The 18,373-nt window shown below is 48.6% G+C and carries 12 protein-coding genes and 2 tRNA genes; 12 read left to right on the forward strand and 2 right to left on the reverse strand.

Annotated features, from left to right (window positions below; translation table 11 throughout):
* The first annotated feature begins 9 nt into the window (after positions 1-9).
* The 4 genes from AAE250_RS19275 (at position 10) to AAE250_RS19290 (ending at position 5,368) form a co-directional block, all read left to right on the forward strand.
* Positions 10-1,725, forward strand: a complete 1,716-nt coding sequence (locus tag AAE250_RS19275) for an OstA-like protein (RefSeq protein ID WP_294599302.1) — start codon at positions 10-12, stop codon at positions 1,723-1,725.
* Between the two features lie 4 nt (positions 1,726-1,729).
* Complete coding sequence (locus AAE250_RS19280) at positions 1,730-2,020, forward strand: hypothetical protein (protein ID WP_294599301.1); 291 nt, start codon at positions 1,730-1,732, stop codon at positions 2,018-2,020.
* Positions 2,021-2,023: 3 nt separating this feature from the next.
* Positions 2,024-3,904 carry a DNA mismatch repair endonuclease MutL gene (gene mutL / locus AAE250_RS19285; RefSeq protein ID WP_294599299.1) on the forward strand — a complete coding sequence of 627 codons (1,881 nt, stop codon included), beginning with the start codon at positions 2,024-2,026 and terminating at the stop codon, positions 3,902-3,904.
* Positions 3,905-4,171: 267 nt separating this feature from the next.
* On the forward strand, positions 4,172-5,368 hold the full coding sequence (locus tag AAE250_RS19290) for an OmpA family protein (RefSeq protein ID WP_294599296.1): 1,197 nt from the start codon (positions 4,172-4,174) through the stop codon (positions 5,366-5,368).
* Between the two features lie 97 nt (positions 5,369-5,465).
* On the opposite strand, the gene trpS is transcribed toward AAE250_RS19290, so the two are convergent.
* Together trpS and AAE250_RS19300 are read right to left on the reverse strand one after the other, a co-directional pair.
* A complete protein-coding gene (gene trpS / locus AAE250_RS19295) occupies positions 5,466-6,560 on the reverse strand; it encodes a tryptophan--tRNA ligase (RefSeq protein ID WP_294599294.1) in 1,095 nt (364 codons plus the stop codon).
* 88 nt (positions 6,561-6,648) lie between these two features.
* Positions 6,649-7,290 carry an HU family DNA-binding protein gene (locus AAE250_RS19300; protein ID WP_294599292.1) on the reverse strand — a complete coding sequence of 214 codons (642 nt, stop codon included), beginning with the start codon at positions 7,288-7,290 and terminating at the stop codon, positions 6,649-6,651.
* 334 nt (positions 7,291-7,624) lie between these two features.
* Here AAE250_RS19300 and AAE250_RS19305 point away from each other — a divergent pair, with 334 nt between their 5' ends.
* From AAE250_RS19305 to AAE250_RS19340, 8 genes are all read left to right on the forward strand, one after another.
* Positions 7,625-9,943, forward strand: coding sequence for an outer membrane beta-barrel family protein (locus tag AAE250_RS19305; RefSeq protein WP_294599289.1), 2,319 nt, complete (start codon positions 7,625-7,627; stop codon positions 9,941-9,943).
* Between the two features lie 283 nt (positions 9,944-10,226).
* Positions 10,227-10,712, forward strand: a complete 486-nt coding sequence (locus tag AAE250_RS19310) for a hypothetical protein (RefSeq protein WP_294599287.1) — start codon at positions 10,227-10,229, stop codon at positions 10,710-10,712.
* 265 nt (positions 10,713-10,977) lie between these two features.
* Positions 10,978-14,199: a carbamoyl-phosphate synthase (glutamine-hydrolyzing) large subunit gene (gene carB, locus AAE250_RS19315; protein WP_294599285.1), complete on the forward strand. Its 3,222-nt coding sequence runs from the start codon at positions 10,978-10,980 to the stop codon at positions 14,197-14,199.
* Positions 14,200-14,324: 125 nt separating this feature from the next.
* On the forward strand, positions 14,325-14,888 hold the full coding sequence (locus tag AAE250_RS19320) for a sugar O-acetyltransferase (protein ID WP_294599281.1): 564 nt from the start codon (positions 14,325-14,327) through the stop codon (positions 14,886-14,888).
* 126 nt (positions 14,889-15,014) lie between these two features.
* Positions 15,015-15,089: transfer RNA gene (locus AAE250_RS19325), tRNA-Val, on the forward strand.
* Between the two features lie 32 nt (positions 15,090-15,121).
* A tRNA-Val gene (locus tag AAE250_RS19330) sits at positions 15,122-15,196 on the forward strand.
* Between the two features lie 155 nt (positions 15,197-15,351).
* Complete coding sequence (purB, locus tag AAE250_RS19335) at positions 15,352-16,698, forward strand: adenylosuccinate lyase (RefSeq protein WP_294599278.1); 1,347 nt, start codon at positions 15,352-15,354, stop codon at positions 16,696-16,698.
* A 142-nt stretch (positions 16,699-16,840) separates the two neighbouring features.
* A complete protein-coding gene (locus AAE250_RS19340; protein WP_294599275.1) occupies positions 16,841-18,346 on the forward strand; it encodes a pseudouridine synthase in 1,506 nt (501 codons plus the stop codon).
* Positions 18,347-18,373: the final 27 nt, after the last annotated feature.

Here is an 18,373-nt window from a genome sequence, read left to right on the forward strand (position 1 = left end):
CGATTTTGTATGCAAAAGAAGAATACAAGAACTCATTTCTTGAACAAGCATAGATACCTCTTGGCAGGTATTCTATGCTTGTTTGGCATCTGTCTGCTCAGTGCCCAGGACAAGAAGAAAGCTGCTGATGCCCCCAAAAAGACAGAAGCAGTACAGCAGCAGAAAAAAGATACGCTGGGAAAGAAGAAGACCCGTGTCGACTTGCTGTATGCCGACGAGGCGCAGGCCGACAAGCAGCTGCGTCCCGATGTGCAGGTGCTCATCGGCTCCGTGAGGATGAAGCACGACAGCATGTATATGTTCTGTGACAGTGCTTTGATTTTCGAGAAGATCAATTCAGTCGAAGCATTTGGCAATGTGCGTATGGAGCAGGGCGACACGCTGTTTATCTACGGTGACTATCTGTACTACGACGGCATGTCGCAGTTGGCCATGTTGCGCGAGAACGTGCGTATGATTAACCGTAATACGGAGCTGACGACCGATAGCCTGAACTATGACCGCCTGTACGATATCGGTTACTACTTTGAAGGCGGTACGCTGACCGACGAAGAAAATGTGCTCACCTCCGAATGGGGAGAATACAGCCCTGCCACCAAGCTGGCCGTGTTCAACCATCATGTGAAACTGGTAAATCCGAAGTTCGTGCTCACTTCCGATACCTTGAAGTACAGCACAGAAACCAAGATTGCCACCATCCTGGGTCCGTCCAATATCGTGAGTGATGAGAACCATATCTATTCCGAGCGCGGTGAGTACAACACCACTACCGAACAAGCCGAGCTGCTGGACCGTTCCGTACTGACCAATGACGGCAAGAAGCTGACCGGCGATAGTCTTTTCTATGACCGTAAGCTGGGGTATGGCGAAGCCTTCGACAATGTGCAGATGAACGACACTGTCAACAAGAATATGCTTACCGGTGATTACTGCTTCTACAATGAACTCAGTGGGAGTGCTGTAGCCACCAAGCGTGCCGTAGCCATCGACTACTCGCAGGGCGACAGCCTGTTCATGCACGGCGATACCCTGCGTCTGGTTACCTACAATATGAATACCGACTCCATGTATCGCGAAATGCGTGCCTATCATAAGGTGCGTGCCTATCGTACGGATGTGCAGGCCGTATGCGATTCGTTGGTATATAACTCCAAGGACTCTTGCATGACAATGTATACCGACCCCATCTTGTGGCACGGAGAACAGCAATTGCTGGGCGAGGAAATAAAAATCTATATGAACGACAGTACCATCGACTGGGCACATATCATCAACCAGGCTTTGACTGTGGAGAAGAAAGACAGCATCCATTACAACCAGGTATCCGGCAAAGAGATGAAAGCTTACTTCATAGATGGCGATATGCGTCTGGTAGAAGTGAATGGCAACGTGCTGGTAATCTATTATCCGGTGGAAGAGAGGGACAGTTCGTTGATTATGATGAACTACTCGGAAGGCGGACTTCTGAAGATGTATCTGAAGGAGAGAAAGATGGAGCGCGGAGTCTTTATCGGCAAAACCACCGGTACGGCTTATCCTTTGAGCCAGATACCGCCTGATAAAAGTAAACTGCCTTCTTTTGTCTGGTTCGACTATATCCGTCCGCGCGATAAGGACGATATCTTTGAGTGGCGAGGCAAAAAAGCAGGCGAAGTATTGCAGAAAAGTGACCGGAAACCCGTAACTTCGCCAAGAAACATGCATATTAAACGAAATACAAAGTAGCGCTATGGGAATGTTTACAATGCGGAAGCCCCGCGGCTTTAATCATCGCTACATCTATGTGGATGAGCGGAAAGAGAAGTTGGCGAAGATGGAAGAAAACGCCAAGCGTGACTTGGGTATGCTGCCCGAGAAGGAATTTTCTCCCGAAGATATCCGTGGAAAGTTTATCGAGGGAACTACTCATCTGAGACGTCGCAAGGAGAGCGGACGCAAGCCTGTGCATTTAGGAATTATCCTGGCTGTCATTGCCGTGCTGCTCTATTTGTGGTATGCCATCACTAACGGAATTATTTAAACTATGAGCGATATCATTCATTTGCTGCCCGATTCGGTTGCTAATCAGATTGCTGCCGGAGAGGTGATACAGCGTCCGGCATCTGTTATCAAGGAATTGGTGGAAAATGCAATTGATGCCGAAGCACAAGAAATACATGTATTGGTAACCGATGCGGGCAAAACCTGCATCCAGGTGATAGACGATGGAAAAGGCATGTCCGAAACGGATGCGCGCCTCTCCTTCGAACGTCATGCCACCTCCAAGATACGCGAGGCGGCCGATCTGTTTGCCCTTCGTACCATGGGATTCCGTGGCGAAGCCCTGGCTTCCATTGCCGCGGTGGCGGAAGTCGAGTTGAAAACCCGTACTGCCGATGAAGAGCTGGGTACGCGGCTGGTGATTGCCGGTTCCAAGGTAGAGAGCCAGGAGGCTGTCTCCTGTCCTAAAGGGAGCAATTTCTCTATCAAGAATCTGTTCTTTAATATCCCTGCCCGCCGTAAGTTCCTGAAGGCAAACTCTACGGAGTTGAGCAACATCCTTACGGAGTTCGAGCGTATTGCATTGGTACATCCCGATGTGGCTTTCTATCTGTATAGCAACGATACGGAACTGTTCAACCTGCCCGTCATGCCTCTGCGCCAGCGCATCATGGCTGTATTCGGCAAGAAGCTGAACCAGCAGTTGCTGTCGGTGGATGTGAACACGACTATGATTAAGATTTCCGGTTTTGTGGCCAAGCCGGAGACGGCGCGCAAGAAGGGTGCCCACCAATACTTTTTCGTAAACGGGCGCTACATGCGCCATCCTTACTTCCACAAGGCGGTGATGGATGCTTACGAACAATTGATTCCTGCTGGTGAACAAATCTCCTATTTCATTTACTTTGAGGTAGATCCGGCCAATATCGATGTGAATATCCATCCTACAAAAACTGAAATAAAGTTTGAGAACGAACAGGCCATCTGGCAGATACTGTCGGCTGCGGTAAAAGAGTCTTTGGGCAAGTTCAGCGCTATTCCTACGATAGATTTCGACACGGAAGACATGCCGGATATCCCTGCCTTTGAGCAGAGCCGTCCGATAGAGCCCCCGAAGGTGCATTATGATACGGACTTCAATCCGTTCAAGACGTCTTCTGCTTCTTCTTACGGGGGCGGTGGAAGCTATTCCCGTCCGAAGGTGGAGTGGGAGGGACTTTATTCCGGGTTGGAGAAAGCCAGCCGGATGAATGAGCCTGTGGTGGAAGAACCTTTTGTTGAAGATGTACCACCCGTTGCTGCTCCGGCAAGTGAGGCAGATGAAAAAAGGAACCTTTACAGTAGCGAAGCAACCTTTGAGAAAGGTGCCCAACATCTTCAGTTCAAGGGACGCTTTATCCTGACTTCCGTAAAATCCGGTTTGATGCTGATAGACCAGCACCGGGCACACGTACGGGTTTTGTTCGACCGCTATATGAGTCAGATCAGCCAGAAACAAGGCGTGTCACAAGGTGTTCTGTTCCCCGAAATCATTCAGTTACCGGCTTCGGAAGCTGCCGTGCTCGAAAGTATTCTGGACGATTTATCGGCGGTAGGTTTCGACCTCAGTCCGCTGGGAGGTGGTAGCTATGCCGTCAATGGAATTCCTTCGGGCATAGAGGGACTGAACCCGGTGGATTTAATACGCAATATGGTGCATACTGCCATGGAAAAAGGCAATGATGTGAAAGAGGAAGTGCAAACCATCCTTGCCTCTACCTTGGCCCGCGCCGCTGCTATTGTCTACGGCCAGGTACTGAGTAACGAAGAAATGTCCAACCTCGTAGATAACTTATTTGCTTGTCCTTCTCCCAACTATACGCCGGACGGACGCACCGTGCTGGCGACGATTAAGGAGGAGGAAATCGAGAAGCTATTCAAGTAATAATTGAGCGCACCAAAGCCTGAAAGGCTTTCATCTATCAGCCCAGGGCAACACCCTGGGTAATAATGCATCTCTATCTTTGCGCCCTGAAAGGGCAAAAGCTTGTGTATAGTTTCTTATGCCCCTTCAGGGCGTAAGGTGAGGGGACGCTCTTAACTTTCTCTTTCTTATCTTTTTCTCCTTTTTTGAACATTTTACTTTTATCGGTGTTAATTACTCAGTTTGAATGATAACGAATTTAATTTAACCACTTAACGATTAAAGTATATGAAAAAGATTCTAATGTTGCTGGCTGTTGCCGGCTTGTCTTCTGCTGCTATGGCGCAGCAGGGAACAGAAGTTGTAGAAGAGGAAGTTGGTGTTATCCAAGTTCAGGATAAGTATCAAGTAATTACTAATCCGTTTTGGAGTAACTGGTTTTTCTCTATCGGCGGCGGTGCCGAAGCAACTTTCGGAGATAATGATAAAGCAGGAAGTTTTGGCAAGCGCATCAGCCCGACACTGAACTTCTCAATTGGTAAATGGTTCACTCCCGGACTGGGATTACGCCTTCAATATAGCGGCCTTCAAGCCAGAGGCTATACGTACGATGCAGGTGCAGACTACGTAAGAGGTACACAAATGAAGGACGGTTACTATAAACAACGTTTCGACTACATGAACCTGCACGGCGACGTGATGTTCAATCTGAATGCTCTTTTCGGAGGATACAATCAGCATCGCGTGTATGAAATTATTCCTTATTTAGGTGCCGGTTTCACCCACAACTATACGAAGCCTCACCGCGAAGCACTGGCTGTGAATGCCGGTATCATCAACCGTTTCCGTATTTCGAATGCAATAGATATTAATCTCGAACTGAGCGCAATGGGTGTTGAAGATAAGTTTGACGGTGAAGTTGGCGGCGACCATGGTTATGATGGCGTGCTGAGTGCAACCGTCGGTTTGACATACCGTTTCCCGGCCCGTGGGTTCCGTCGTCCGATGCCTCAGTTGATTTCTCAGGTAGAGTTGGCTGCCATGCAGGCACAGTTGGCCGAAATGGGTGCTGCCAATCAGCAGTTGCAGAATGCATTGGTTGCTGCACAGAATCAGCCGGTAGCCGAAGTTTCTGAAACGGAAGTGATCGTTCCCGATCCGGATATTGCACCGCGTACCGTATTCTTCAAGATTGGCTCTGCCGAGGTTTCTCCGCGTGAAGCGATGAACTTGTCTTACTTGGCCGACCAGATGAAGGAATTCCCGAATGCGACTTATACCGTGAACGGTTATGCAGACTCTGCAACCGGTACTCCGTCGTTCAATCAGGAATTGAGTTTGAAGCGTGCACAGGCCGTTGTCAATGTATTGGTAAAACAGTATGGCATTTCTGCCGACCGCTTGAAGATTGATGCAGGAGGTGGTGTCGATAAGTTCGGACAACCGATTCTGAACCGCGTGGTATTGGTGAAGTCAGCTAATTAAACTGCGGAAGTAATAGAAAAAAGGAGGATGTGTTGTTGCCGACACATCCTCCTTTGGTATTGGATAAACCTTAATCCGCGTTTAAAAAATAAATTGGTTATTCTCCGCTAAACTTCTTCACCTGCTCCGCAATCAGCTCTGCATCATCAAAGTAGTTTATCTTCATTGCCTTGCGTACATCGTCCAGCGTTGCAGCGGCAGCCTCGCGGGCTGTGTCGCAGCCCTTCTTCAACATTTCGTAGATACCCGGAATATCCTTCTCAAATTCCTTGCGGCGGTTACGGATCGGCTCCAACGTCTCTTGCATCACCTCATTGAGGAATTTCTTCACTTTCATATCGCCCAGGCCACCACGCTGATAGTGCGCTTTCAGTTCATCCAGGTTCGGATAATCGGGCAGATAGCGTTCAAAGTGTTCTTGGCAGCAGAAAGCATCCAGATATGTAAATACGGTATTTCCTTCCAGCTTGCCCGGATCTTGTACGCGCAAGTGGTCGGGGTCGGTGTACATGCTCTTCACCTTCTTCTGTACCTCGTCGGCAGAGTCGGAAAGATAGATGCAGTTGCCGAGGCTCTTGCTCATCTTCGCCTTTCCGTCCGTTCCCGGCAGGCGCAGGCAAGCAGCATTTTCGGGCAGGAGAATTTCCGGCTCCACCAGCGTCTCACCATATATATAGTTGAAGCGGCGGACGATTTCGCGTGCCTGCTCCAGCATCGGCTCCTGGTCTTCGCCTACGGGTACCGTCGTTGCCCGGAAAGCGGTGATGTCCGCAGCCTGGCTGATGGGGTAAGTGAAGAAACCTACGGGGATGCTTGTCTCAAAGTTGCGCATCTGTATTTCGGTCTTTACCGTCGGGTTGCGTTGCAGGCGGCTCACGGTCACCAGGTCCATATAATAGAATGTCAACTCACAGAGTTCCGGTATCTGAGACTGGATGAAGATGGTGCTCTTCGTCGGGTCCAGCCCGCAAGCCAGGTAGTCCAGGGCTACCTCGATGACGTTCTGGCGTACCTTTTCCGGGTTGTCCATATTGTCGGTCAACGCTTGCGCATCGGCAATAAAGACAAATATTTTGTCGTACAGTCCTGAGTTCTGCAACTCTACTCTTCTTCTCAATGAGCCCACATAGTGTCCTATGTGCAGGCGTCCTGTGGGGCGGTCGCCCGTGAGGATGATTTTTTCTTTTGCCATATCTATATTTATTTTTTTCTTGTCTACTTCTAAGCAGTTTGCAAAGATACTATTATTTTCATCTATAGCGAGTGGTGTTTCTGTCTTTTTAAAGATTTCCGGCTTCCTCCCTCTTTATATATACTTTGTGGCTCCCATACCCGCTGGTTCCGATGCCCGTCCCCGGAGTATGCGCCCATTTCCGCAGTTCCACGGTGGCGGTGGCTCGTACTAATCCCGTCAGCTGCTGGTAACCTCTGACGGTGAGGTAAGGATGCTCGTTCAGATACTGCTGCGCAAGGGATAATCGTTGTTCGGCAGTGTATTTATTTGATGAGCACGCGGGCTTCCAGGGGGCGCGTTGCAGGTGACACCATTCATTGGTTTCTTTTAACAATGCTTTGTCCACGCGGAAGTTCACTCCACCTACGTAGATACTTTTGGCATTTCGTTTGGTGGCGTTCTCTTCCGGCTTTTCCCGTTCTTTATCCGGAAACAGCGCCAGCGTCGGGGTGAATACGCCTAGACCTTCTATTTTTACTGAACGCCCCAATCCCATTTCGTGTGCCAGTGCTTCGCCCAGTTCGCAAATCACTCCTTCGGTGACTCCTTTGGAAAAAGCGCACTTCATGGCGATGTATTCGGCGAGCTCGCGGGTACTGGTTTGTCCCGTCATCACCATCTGCGGATAGGTGATTGTTTCGCCCGTTCCTTTCAGGTCGGGCATTTTTTTCATTACATAGTTGGGCATTGCTTATTCTTACTTTGGTTCATACGATGTTTAGTTGTTTTCCTTGCAATGCAAACTTGTCTGCTTCGCAAGGAAAACTTAGAATATAACCTTTATTCCTAAGAATATAGCTTTTATTCTTAAGAATAAAGCTTTTATTTCTAAGAATAAAGGTTATATTCTAAGTTACGATAGGCACAAAGGTAACTCTTTGTTGCGGGGAAAACAAGTTTTGTTCCTGTCTTTCACATTTTTGCTTCTTCCTTTTTTCTTTTCTGATATCTTTCGATAATTTTGCGCCTTATTATACTCCTATTTGAGTATTTAACACTTTACTAAACACACATAAATTACTATGAAACGAGTAATCCTGACAGCCGTCGGACTGGTTGCACTCATAAGTTTGAATGCGCAAAACATCACCGGAAAAATAGTAGACGAACAAGGCGAGCCGATGGGTTTTGCCAATATCGTCGCCCTCTCTTTGCCCGACTCGGCTTTTGTGTCGGGCACCATTTCGAAAGAAGACGGAACATTTGCCTTTGACGTGGAGGAGAAGGCACAACTGCTACGCTTCACTTCCATCGGTTACGATACGTACTACGCACCGCGCAAGTCCGATATGGGTACCGTCAATCTGCAACCTTCCACTGAAATGCTGGGTGAAGTGGTGGTGAAGGGTACACTCCCCAAAACCCACATGAAAGGCGACGCCATGGTGACGGGCGTGGCGGGCACCGTGCTCGAAAAGGCAGGAAGCATGGAGCAATTGCTGGACCGCATCCCCAATGTGACGGCCTATGGCGGTGAGATAGAAGTCTTTGGCCGGGGAACGCCCGAAATCTATATCAACGGACGGAAGATGACGGATGCCATGGAACTGGAACGACTTAGTTCCGATAATATCCGGAACGTGGAGGTTATCACCAATCCGGGTGCCCGGTACAGCGCCAGCGTGAAGAGCGTTATCCGCATCACCACCAAGCAGATAGAGGGTGAGGGATTCGGTTTTGATGCCCGTGCCATCTTTAATTATAGCAACTACACGCAGTGGGACGAAACGGGACGTTTTAATTTCAACTACCGCAAGGGCGGTTTCGACCTTATCGGTATGCTTTATATGTCGAATACCACAGCTTGTGACTACAAAACGCTGAAACAATATACCTATTTGGACAATACGTGGGAGCAGACCAATGAAATATACGGTGAGACTCCCCGTACAAACCCGTATGGCAAGCTGGGCTTGAACTATATGTTCAATCCCAACCACTCCATCGGAGTGAGTTTCAGCTACGACCGTTATCCGGGCGGTGACTCCTGGATGGATTTGGCGAGTACCGTTGTCCGCGACGGGGAGCTTGTAGAAAACTCTACCAGCAATCTGACGCAAAATGAACGGGAGACTATTATGCAGGCGAATCTTTATTATACCGGCAAGATAGGCGAATGGAGCATCGACTTTAATGCCGACTGGTACTGGAATAAAGACGATTCGCCCATCTCTACCGCAGAACAATATCAGGAAGTAGGGGGTACGCCGGAGAATCAGACCATCGATACCAAAACCTTGAAGCGAAGCCAGTTGACGGCTTCCAAACTGGTGTTGTCTACTCCCCTGTGGGAGGGCAAGCTGGACTTCGGAGGCGAGTATTCTTACTCCAAACGCAAAACTACTTACACGGTGCTGCCTGTGGGCTTTATCGACGACGACCGCAGCCGCATCCAGGAAGGTATGGCTTCGGCATTCGTGGAGTATGCCCGGCAGATAGGCGCCGTGCAGTTGCAGGCAGGTTTGCGGTATGAGAATATCAATTTTGACTATTACGAGGATGGAAAATACTTGCCCGAGCAGAGTCGTGTATTCAATAATCTGTTCCCTACCGTTTCGCTCTCTACTACGCTGGGAGACGTTGATTTCCAGTTGGGCTATGCTACCGACGTCAATCGCCCTTCTTACTGGCAGTTGAGAAGCAGTGTGCTCTATGCCAACCGCTATACGTACGAAACGGGTAATCCCTTTCTGGTGCCGCAAATCAATAATAACGTCAATTTCGGTGTGGCCTGGAAGTGGTTCAGCATGAATGCTGTTTATTCGCATATCAGTGACCCTATTACCAGTTATAGCGATACTTATAAGGATGAGCCGAGTATGACATTGTTGCAAACCATCAATGGCAGTGCTTACGACCAGGTGAATGCGTCGGTTACCTTCCAGCCCAAGGTGGGCATCTGGAGCCCTTCGCTCACAATGGCTGTGACGAAGCAATGGTACGACATGGAGGTGCATGGAGGCAAGTCCGTCAGCAATCCTATGGGTACGTTCCGTTTCAACAATACATTCGATACGAAGTGGGTGATGCTCTCCATCCTGATGAATGCTGCCACCGAAGGAAATACGGAGAATATAAGAATGGAGAAGGGGATGTTCCGCACAGACCTCTCGCTGTACAAAGCGTTCTTGAAAGACCGTCTTTCTGTTCAGTTCGATGTGCGCGACCTTTTCCGGAGCGGGCAGGTACCAGTTACTATTTACTCGGGCACCAAGCATAGCATGTACTTCTCACATAAATCGGAGCGCGAAATGAGAATCACGCTGCGCTACAAGTTCAATGTGTCGAAGAGTAAATACAAAGGAAGCGGAGCGGGGCAGGAGCAGTTGAGACGAATGTAAAGAATGCATTCATATTGTGATGAAATATGCCCTATTCTGAAATAAGCTATGTTAAAAAACTGATTAGGAGATGATTTTTGTTTGGCGGATGTGTTGATGTATTGATGTATTGATGTATCTTTGTAATATGAAAACTTCTCCTTACCCCCAAGATACATTAGTTATCAAGAAACCGTCTAAGGCTCTTGTTGACTTGATGGACAAACTGAGAGATAGAAAAATGTCTCGGTTGGAAGAACTGCGCAATAAAAAAGACTTCTACTTTTCAAATAAAAAATAATCAATGAAGATTACATATCCTATCAGTACGGATGATGGCGATGGATATCTTGTGCTGATGGAATCCTTTGAGAAATCTGTGTTGCCGGATGATATTATAGAGGCATTAGGTAATGTGGAGATTGTAGATGTTACTTTGGAAAGAGTTTCCGGGGCACATGCGACGCCACCCAGTATATTATTTGAGATATCTAACTTTATTGCAGGCTTTCTGCTGGATAATGAAAATACTATCCTCTATTTCTATTGTGATGATATGCACGATATTGCCAGGCGAGATCAAAGTATGACACCACAAGAATTCAGGAGTCATTTGTTTTCTAAGATGTTTGACCGATATACGTTTTCCCATAATATGGTCAGGTTTATAAATACTTCATTAAGAATAGAATCAGATAGAGATGTTTATATACACTTAATCGCAAGGGAATCGCATTTGTCTTATGTCAATGCTATCAAGTCTGCTATTACCGAAATGTCTTTAAAGTAATCCTGAAAAATCCTTTCCCGATTATTTGTTCTTTTCGTAAATAAGTCGTTACTTTGCAAAAATTTTAAAACGACTATGCAACCGCAGGAAATGAGAAGCAAATATAATCTCCGTTCGAATGAATATCATTCGGGAGCCGTTGATTTCTCTTTTTCCGAAAAAGATATTTTTAGTTCTTTGGTAATGCGTTAATCCTTTATTGGGTAACGCATTTTTTTTGTGCCGGAACGTGAAGGAAGAAACTTATAGACAACAACAAGAGAATATGGAAAAGAATTTAAAGAAAGTGCTCGTTTTGGGCTCAGGTGCGCTCAAGATCGGTCAGGCCGGAGAGTTTGACTATTCCGGTTCGCAGGCATTGAAGGCTTTGCGTGAAGAAGGTATCGGTTCCGTTTTGGTGAACCCCAACATTGCTACTATCCAGACGTCGGAAGGCATTGCCGATAAGGTTTACTTCCTGCCGGTGACTCCCTATTTCGTAGAAGAAATCATCAAGAAAGAACAGCCCGACGGCATTCTGCTGGCTTTTGGCGGACAGACGGCACTGAACTGCGGTACGGAACTCTACCTGAACGGCATCCTGCAGAAGTACGGTGTGCGCGTGCTGGGTACTTCGGTAGAAGCCATCATGTACACCGAAGACCGCGATCTCTTCGTGAAGAAGCTCGACGAAATCCCGATGAAGACTCCCAAGAGCCATGCCGTAGAGAGTATGGAAGATGCACTGGCAGCCGCTCGCGAAATCGGTTATCCGGTGATGGTGCGTTCCGCCTACGCTTTGGGCGGACTGGGTAGCGGTATTTGTCCGGACGAAGAGGCTTTCATCAAGCTGGCCGAAAGTTCTTTCACCTTCTCCAAACAAATCCTTGTAGAAGAATCGCTGAAAGGCTGGAAAGAAATCGAGTTCGAGGTGATCCGCGATGCCAACGACCACTGTTTCACCGTGGCAAGCATGGAGAATTTCGACCCGCTGGGCATCCATACCGGCGAGTCTATCGTGGTGGCTCCTACCTGTTCGTTGAGTGACGAGCAAGTGAAGATGCTTCAGGAACTTTCTGCCAAATGTATCCGCCACTTGGGCATCGTGGGCGAATGTAACATTCAGTACGCCTTCAACGCCGAGACCAACGACTACCGCGTGATTGAGGTGAACGCCCGTCTGTCCCGTTCTTCCGCACTGGCTTCCAAGGCTACCGGCTATCCGCTGGCATTTGTGGCCGCCAAGATTGCGCTGGGCTATACGCTCGACCAAATCGGCGAAATGGGAACCCCGTACTCTGCTTACGTAGCTCCTCAATTGGACTACCTGATTTGTAAAATCCCTCGCTGGGACTTGACGAAGTTTGCCGGCGTCAGCCGCGAAATCGGTTCGAGCATGAAGTCGGTGGGCGAAATCATGTCCATCGGACGTACCTTCGAGGAAATCATCCAGAAAGGTCTGCGCATGATAGGCCAGGGTATGCACGGCTTCGTGGGCAACGAAGACCTGGAATTTGCCGACCTGGATTACGAACTGTCTCATCCTACCGACCTGCGCGTCTTCGCCATCGCTGAGGCTTTGGAGAAGGGTTACACCATCGACCGCATCTTCGAACTGACCAAGATAGACCCTTGGTTCCTGGGCAAGTTGAAGAACATCGTGGACTACAAGCAGAAACTTTCTCAATATAATAAGGTGGAGGACATCCCCGCCGACGTGTTGCGCGAAGCCAAAGTGCTGGGCTTCTCTGACTTCCAGATTGCCCGCTTCGTGTTGAAACCCGAGGGCAACATGGAGAAGGAGAACCTGATTGTTCGCGCCCGCCGCAAAGAGTTGGGCATCCTCCCTGCCGTGAAGCGCATTAACACCATCGCCAGCGAGCATCCCGAACTGACCAACTACCTCTACATGACCTACTCCGCGCAGGGTTACGACGTGAATTATTATAAGAACGAGAAGTCGGTCATTATCCTCGGCTCCGGCGCCTACCGCATCGGTTCTTCCGTAGAGTTCGACTGGTGCTCGGTGAACGCCACGCAGACGGCTCGCAAACTGGGCTACAAGTCCATCATGATAAACTACAACCCTGAGACGGTTTCTACCGACTATGATATGTGCGACCGCCTCTACTTCGACGAGCTCTCCTTCGAACGCGTGCTTGACGTCATCGACCTGGAACAACCGCGCGGCGTCATCGTCTCCGTGGGCGGACAGATACCGAACAACCTCGCCATGAAGTTGCACCGCCAGGCAGTGCCCATCCTGGGTACTTCGCCCATCTCTATCGACCGTGCCGAGAACCGTAATAAGTTCTCTCACATGCTCGATCTGCTGGGCATTGACCAGCCTGCATGGCAGGAACTTACCAGCCTGGACGATGTGAAAGGCTTCGTTGAGAAGGTAGGTTATCCCGTCCTGGTGCGTCCGTCGTATGTGCTTTCAGGTGCAGCGATGAACGTATGCTACGACGAAGAGGAACTGGAAAACTTCCTGAAGATGGCTGCCGAGGTATCGAAAGAATATCCGGTAGTGGTGTCTCAGTTCTTGCAGAATACCAAGGAAATAGAGTTCGACGCTGTGGCACAGAACGGCGAGGTGGTGGAATATGCCATCTCCGAGCACGTTGAGTTTGCCGGTGTGCACTCCGGCGACGCTACGCTGGTGTTCCCGGCACAGAAGATTTACTTCGCCACGGCCCGCCGCATCAAGAAGATCAGCCGCCAGATTGCGAAGGAACTCAATATCTCCGGTCCGTTTAATATTCAGTTCCTGGCTCGCAACAACGAGGTGAAGGTGATTGAGTGTAACCTCCGTGCATCGCGCAGCTTCCCGTTTGTCTCAAAAGTGCTGAAGCGCAACTTCATCGAAACGGCTACACGCATCATGCTCGACGCTCCTTATACGCGTCCCGACAAGTCGGCGTTCGACATTGATTGGATCGGCGTCAAGGCTTCGCAGTTCTCTTTCTCCCGCCTGCACAAGGCTGACCCGGTGCTGGGCGTAGACATGTCGTCTACGGGTGAAGTGGGCTGCATCGGTGATGACTTCTCCGAGGCATTGCTGAATGCGATGATTGCTACGGGCTTCAAAATTCCCGAGAAGGGCGTGATGTTCTCTTCAGGTGCCATGAAGTCGAAGGTGGACTTGCTGGATGCCAGCCGCATGCTGTTTGCCAAGGGTTATAAGATTTATGCCACGGCAGGTACGGCTGCTTTCCTCAATGCGCACGGCGTGAATACTGAGGCCGTCTACTGGCCCGATGAGCGTGCTGATGCCGAGAACAACGTGATGAAGATGATTGCCGAGCATAAGTTCGACCTGATTGTCAACATCCCGAAGAACCACTCGAAGCGTGAGTTGACGAACGGCTATAAGATCCGTCGCGGTGCCATCGACCACAACATCCCGTTGATAACGAATGCCCGCCTGGCGAGCGCGTTCATCGAGGCGTTCTGTGAGATGAAGCTGGAGGATATTCAGATTAAGAGCTGGCAGGAATATAAGTAAAGCCGGTTTAGATATGAAATTGAATAAGGAGGATGCCCGCGCGGCGTCCTCCTTTTGTTTATAGAAAACAGAGGACTTTTGGCTTTTTATCCATATCTTTGCCTCATTGTTATAACAGAATCCTTATGAACGAAGTCGAAAAAATGCGTAGCTCCCAACTGGCAGATATGGCCGCTCCGGAGATACAGGTAAAGTTTGAACACGCCAAGAAGTTACTGGCAAAGATGCGTATGTTGAGTACTTACGATGAGGCCTATCGGGGATTGCTGGAAGATTTGGTGCCGGGTATTCCTGCTACCTCCATCATCTGCCCGCCTTTCCATTGCGACCATGGCGACGGCATCCGCCTGGGCGAACATGTCTTTGTTAATGCCAACTGCACTTTCTTGGATGGAGGCTACATCACTATCGGCGCCCATACGCTGGTAGGCCCCTGTGTGCAGATTTATACGCCCCATCATCCTATGAACTATATGGAACGTCGTTCGGAAAAGGAATATGCCTATCCGGTGACGATAGGCGAAGATTGCTGGATTGGCGGTGGTGCCATCATCTGTCCCGGAGTGACGATTGGCGACCGTTGCATCATCGGTGCCGGCAGTGTAGTGACCAAAGATATTCCGTCCGACAGCATCGCTGTTGGTAATCCGGCCAAGGTAATCCGAAAAAATATTGCAAAAGAGGAATAAGCTAATTGCTTGAAAAACAATGCAGGTTGCTGTTTGATGAAAAAAATATTGCAAAATAGAGTGCAAAAGTTTTGGTAATGTCAAAATAAGCTGTACCTTTGCATCGCTTTTGAAACGGAAGTGTACGGGCGTTTAGCTCAGCTGGTTCAGAGCATCTGCCTTACAAGCAGAGGGTCGGCGGTTCGAATCCGTCAACGCCCACACAAAAATCCAAGCACTTTCGTTCTCCAAAAGGGCGTTTAGCTCAGCTGGTTCAGAGCATCTGCCTTACAAGCAGAGGGTCGGCGGTTCGAATCCGTCAACGCCCACTATAATTTAATATATGTATGAATAGCCTTGCAAGTGATTGTAGGGCTATTTTTTTATCTGTTAACGTCCTTTCTTAACTTTATTATCACTTTATACCTTATTACTCAGAAAAAAACAGTAATTTTGCAGTCCGATAATTATCAAAATACGACGTATGAAACTTGATTTACTTACCGCAATTTCTCCGATTGACGGTCGATACAGAGGCAAAACTGATGCTTTGGCTGCTTATTTCTCAGAATTCGCGCTGATAAAATACCGTGTGCAGGTGGAAGTGGAATACTTTATCACACTGTGCGAACTGCCTTTGCCGCAGTTGAAAGGTGTGGATAAGGCTGTGTTTGAAACCTTGAGAAACATCTACCGCAATTTCTCCGAAGCCGATGCTCAGCGTATTAAAGACATTGAGAGCGTGACGAACCACGATGTAAAGGCTGTGGAATATTTCCTGAAAGAAGAGTTTGATAAGCTGGGTGGAATGGATGACTACAAAGAGTTTATCCACTTCGGACTGACTTCGCAAGATATCAATAATACTTCTATTCCTTTGTCCATAAAGGAAGCATTGGAACAAGTTTACTATCCTCAGATTGAAGAACTGATAGCTCAGCTTCGCACGTATGCAGAAGAGTGGGCAGAGATTCCGATGCTTGCCAAGACGCATGGACAACCGGCTTCCCCGACACGTTTGGGAAAGGAAGTCATGGTGTTTGTGTATCGCCTGGAACGGCAGTTGGCTGCGTTGAAGGCTTGCCCGGTGACGGCGAAGTTTGGTGGCGCTACCGGAAACTACAATGCTCATCATGTGGCTTATCCTGAATATGACTGGAAGGTATTCGGTAATAAGTTTGTCGCTGAAAAGCTGGGGTTGGAACGTGAAGAGTATACTACTCAGATTTCGAACTATGATAATCTGTCTGCCATCTTCGATGCCATGAAGCGCATCAATACGGTGATGATTGACATGAATCGTGACTTCTGGCAATATATTTCGATGGAATACTTCAAGCAGAAGATTAAAGCCGGTGAAGTAGGTTCCAGTGCTATGCCGCACAAGGTGAATCCGATTGACTTTGAAAATGCAGAAGGTAACCTGGGCATAGCGAACGCTATTCTGGAGCATTTGGCTGTGAAGTTGCCGGTATCACGTTTGCAACGCGACCTGACCGACTCTACTGTGCTGCGTAATGTAGGTACACCGTTCGGACACATCGTAATCGCTATCCAAAGTTCCTTGAAAGGTCTTCGCAAGTTGCTGCTGAATGAGCCGGCTATTTATCGCGATCTGGATAACTGCTGGAGTGTGGTGGCCGAAGCAATTCAGACCATCCTGCGCCGCGAGGCTTATCCGCATCCTTATGAGGCATTGAAGGCTTTGACGCGTACCAACCAGGCTATTACGGAAGCTTCCATCAAGGAGTTTATCGAGGGGTTGAATGTGAGTGAAGATATAAAGAAAGAATTGCGTGTAATTACTCCTCATACGTATACGGGAATTTAAGCAAATGCAAAACCGCCGGAAGAGCGTTCAACCTTTTAATCCGGCGATTGTTTATAGACTACTAAATAAATTTGTAATTTAGCTATAATAGAGAAAATGAATGGCCGTGAGGCCAAGGTTTAATTTTATTCGAATAAAAACAATGAGTACAGAAAACGAAACTTGGCGTGATGCTTCATCCTCAGAGGAGAACTCTGCTGCCGGCCGTGATGGTAACCAATTTAACAAAGAAGGAGGCTACAGCCGTCCGTCTTACAACCGTGAAAATGGCGATCGTCCTTATCGCCCGAGATTTAACAGTGAAAACGGCGAGCGTCCGCAGCGTCCTTACAACAGTGAACGCCCTTATCGCCCGCGTTTTAATCCTAATGCAGAAAATGGTGGCGACCGCCCGCAGCGTCCTTATAACAGTGAACGTTCGTATGGCAGCAGTGACCGTCCTTATCGTCCGCGCTACAACAGCGAAGGTGGCGACCGTCCGCAACGCTCTTACAACAACTCCGGCGACCGTCCTTATCGCCCGCGCTACAATAGCGAAGGTGGTGACCGTCCACAGCGTCCTTACAACAGTGAACGTTCGTATGGCAGCAGTGACCGTCCGCAACGTCCGCGATATAATAGCGAAGGCGGCGATCGTCCGCAGCGTCCTTACAATAGCGAGCGCTCCTCTTATGGCAACAGTGACCGTCCTTACCGCCCGCGCTATAACAGCGAAGGTGGCGATCGCCCGCAACGTCCTTATGGAAACAATGGAGGAGGTGACCGTCCTTATCGTCCGCGCTTCAACTCGAATGGTGGCGGAAGACCCGGTGGATACGGAAACAGAGATAGTTACAGTCGTCCCATCCGCCGCACGGATGATTACGATCCCAATGCAAAGTACAGCAAGAAGAAACAGATTGAATACAAAGAACAGTTTGTTGATCCGAACGAGCCGATCCGCTTGAATAAGTTCCTGGCCAATGCCGGTGTATGTTCTCGCCGTGAAGCTGATGAATTTATCACTGCCGGAGTTGTTTCGGTAAACGGAGAAGTGGTTACTGAATTGGGTACCAAGATCAAGCGTGGCGATGAAGTGAAGTTCCACGATCAGACGGTGAGCATCGAACGTAAAATTTATGTTCTGCTGAATAAACCGAAAGATACGGTGACGACTTCGGATGATCCACAGGCACGTCGCACGGTGATGGATCTGGTGAAAGGCGCTTGTGACGAACGCATCTATCCGGTAGGCCGTCTGGACCGTAATACTACGGGTGTGTTGTTGTTGACAAACGACGGTGACTTGGCTTCCAAGCTGACGCATCCCAAGTATCTGAAAAAGAAAATATATCATGTACACTTGGACAAGAATCTGACAAAAGCCGATATGGAGCAGATTGCAGCCGGCATTCAGCTGGACGACGGAGAAATCCATGCAGATGCCATCAGCTATACGGATGACTTCAAGAAGGATGATGTAGGTATCGAAATCCACTCTGGCAAGAACCGTATCGTGCGTCGTATCTTCGAATCGCTGGGATATAAGGTTATGAAGCTGGATCGTGTGTTCTTTGCCGGTTTAACCAAGAAAGGCCTGCGCCGCGGCGAATGGCGTTACCTCACGGAACAAGAGGTGAACTACCTGCGCATGGGTTCTTTTGAGTAATATATATAATAAGGTATAATAACTGTT

Source organism: Bacteroides sp. GD17 (genome assembly GCF_038448625.1).
Classification (GTDB): domain Bacteria; phylum Bacteroidota; class Bacteroidia; order Bacteroidales; family Bacteroidaceae; genus Bacteroides.

What these genes read in the sequence shown, in the direction of transcription:
- AAE250_RS19280 (WP_294599301.1), top strand. Translation starts at nt 1,730, where the DNA reads ATGGGAATGTTTACAATGCGGAAGCCCCGCGGCTTTAATCATCGCTAC.
- trpS (WP_294599294.1), bottom strand. Translation starts at nt 6,560, where the DNA reads ATGGCAAAAGAAAAAATCATCCTCACGGGCGACCGCCCCACAGGACGC.
- AAE250_RS19340 (WP_294599275.1), top strand. Translation starts at nt 16,841, where the DNA reads ATGAGTACAGAAAACGAAACTTGGCGTGATGCTTCATCCTCAGAGGAG.
- purB (WP_294599278.1), top strand. Translation starts at nt 15,352, where the DNA reads ATGAAACTTGATTTACTTACCGCAATTTCTCCGATTGACGGTCGATAC.
- AAE250_RS19275 (WP_294599302.1), top strand. Translation starts at nt 10, where the DNA reads ATGCAAAAGAAGAATACAAGAACTCATTTCTTGAACAAGCATAGATAC.
- AAE250_RS19310 (WP_294599287.1), top strand. Translation starts at nt 10,227, where the DNA reads ATGAAGATTACATATCCTATCAGTACGGATGATGGCGATGGATATCTT.
- AAE250_RS19300 (WP_294599292.1), bottom strand. Translation starts at nt 7,290, where the DNA reads ATGCCCAACTATGTAATGAAAAAAATGCCCGACCTGAAAGGAACGGGC.
- AAE250_RS19305 (WP_294599289.1), top strand. Translation starts at nt 7,625, where the DNA reads ATGAAACGAGTAATCCTGACAGCCGTCGGACTGGTTGCACTCATAAGT.
- AAE250_RS19290 (WP_294599296.1), top strand. Translation starts at nt 4,172, where the DNA reads ATGAAAAAGATTCTAATGTTGCTGGCTGTTGCCGGCTTGTCTTCTGCT.
- mutL (WP_294599299.1), top strand. Translation starts at nt 2,024, where the DNA reads ATGAGCGATATCATTCATTTGCTGCCCGATTCGGTTGCTAATCAGATT.
- AAE250_RS19320 (WP_294599281.1), top strand. Translation starts at nt 14,325, where the DNA reads ATGAACGAAGTCGAAAAAATGCGTAGCTCCCAACTGGCAGATATGGCC.
- carB (WP_294599285.1), top strand. Translation starts at nt 10,978, where the DNA reads ATGGAAAAGAATTTAAAGAAAGTGCTCGTTTTGGGCTCAGGTGCGCTC.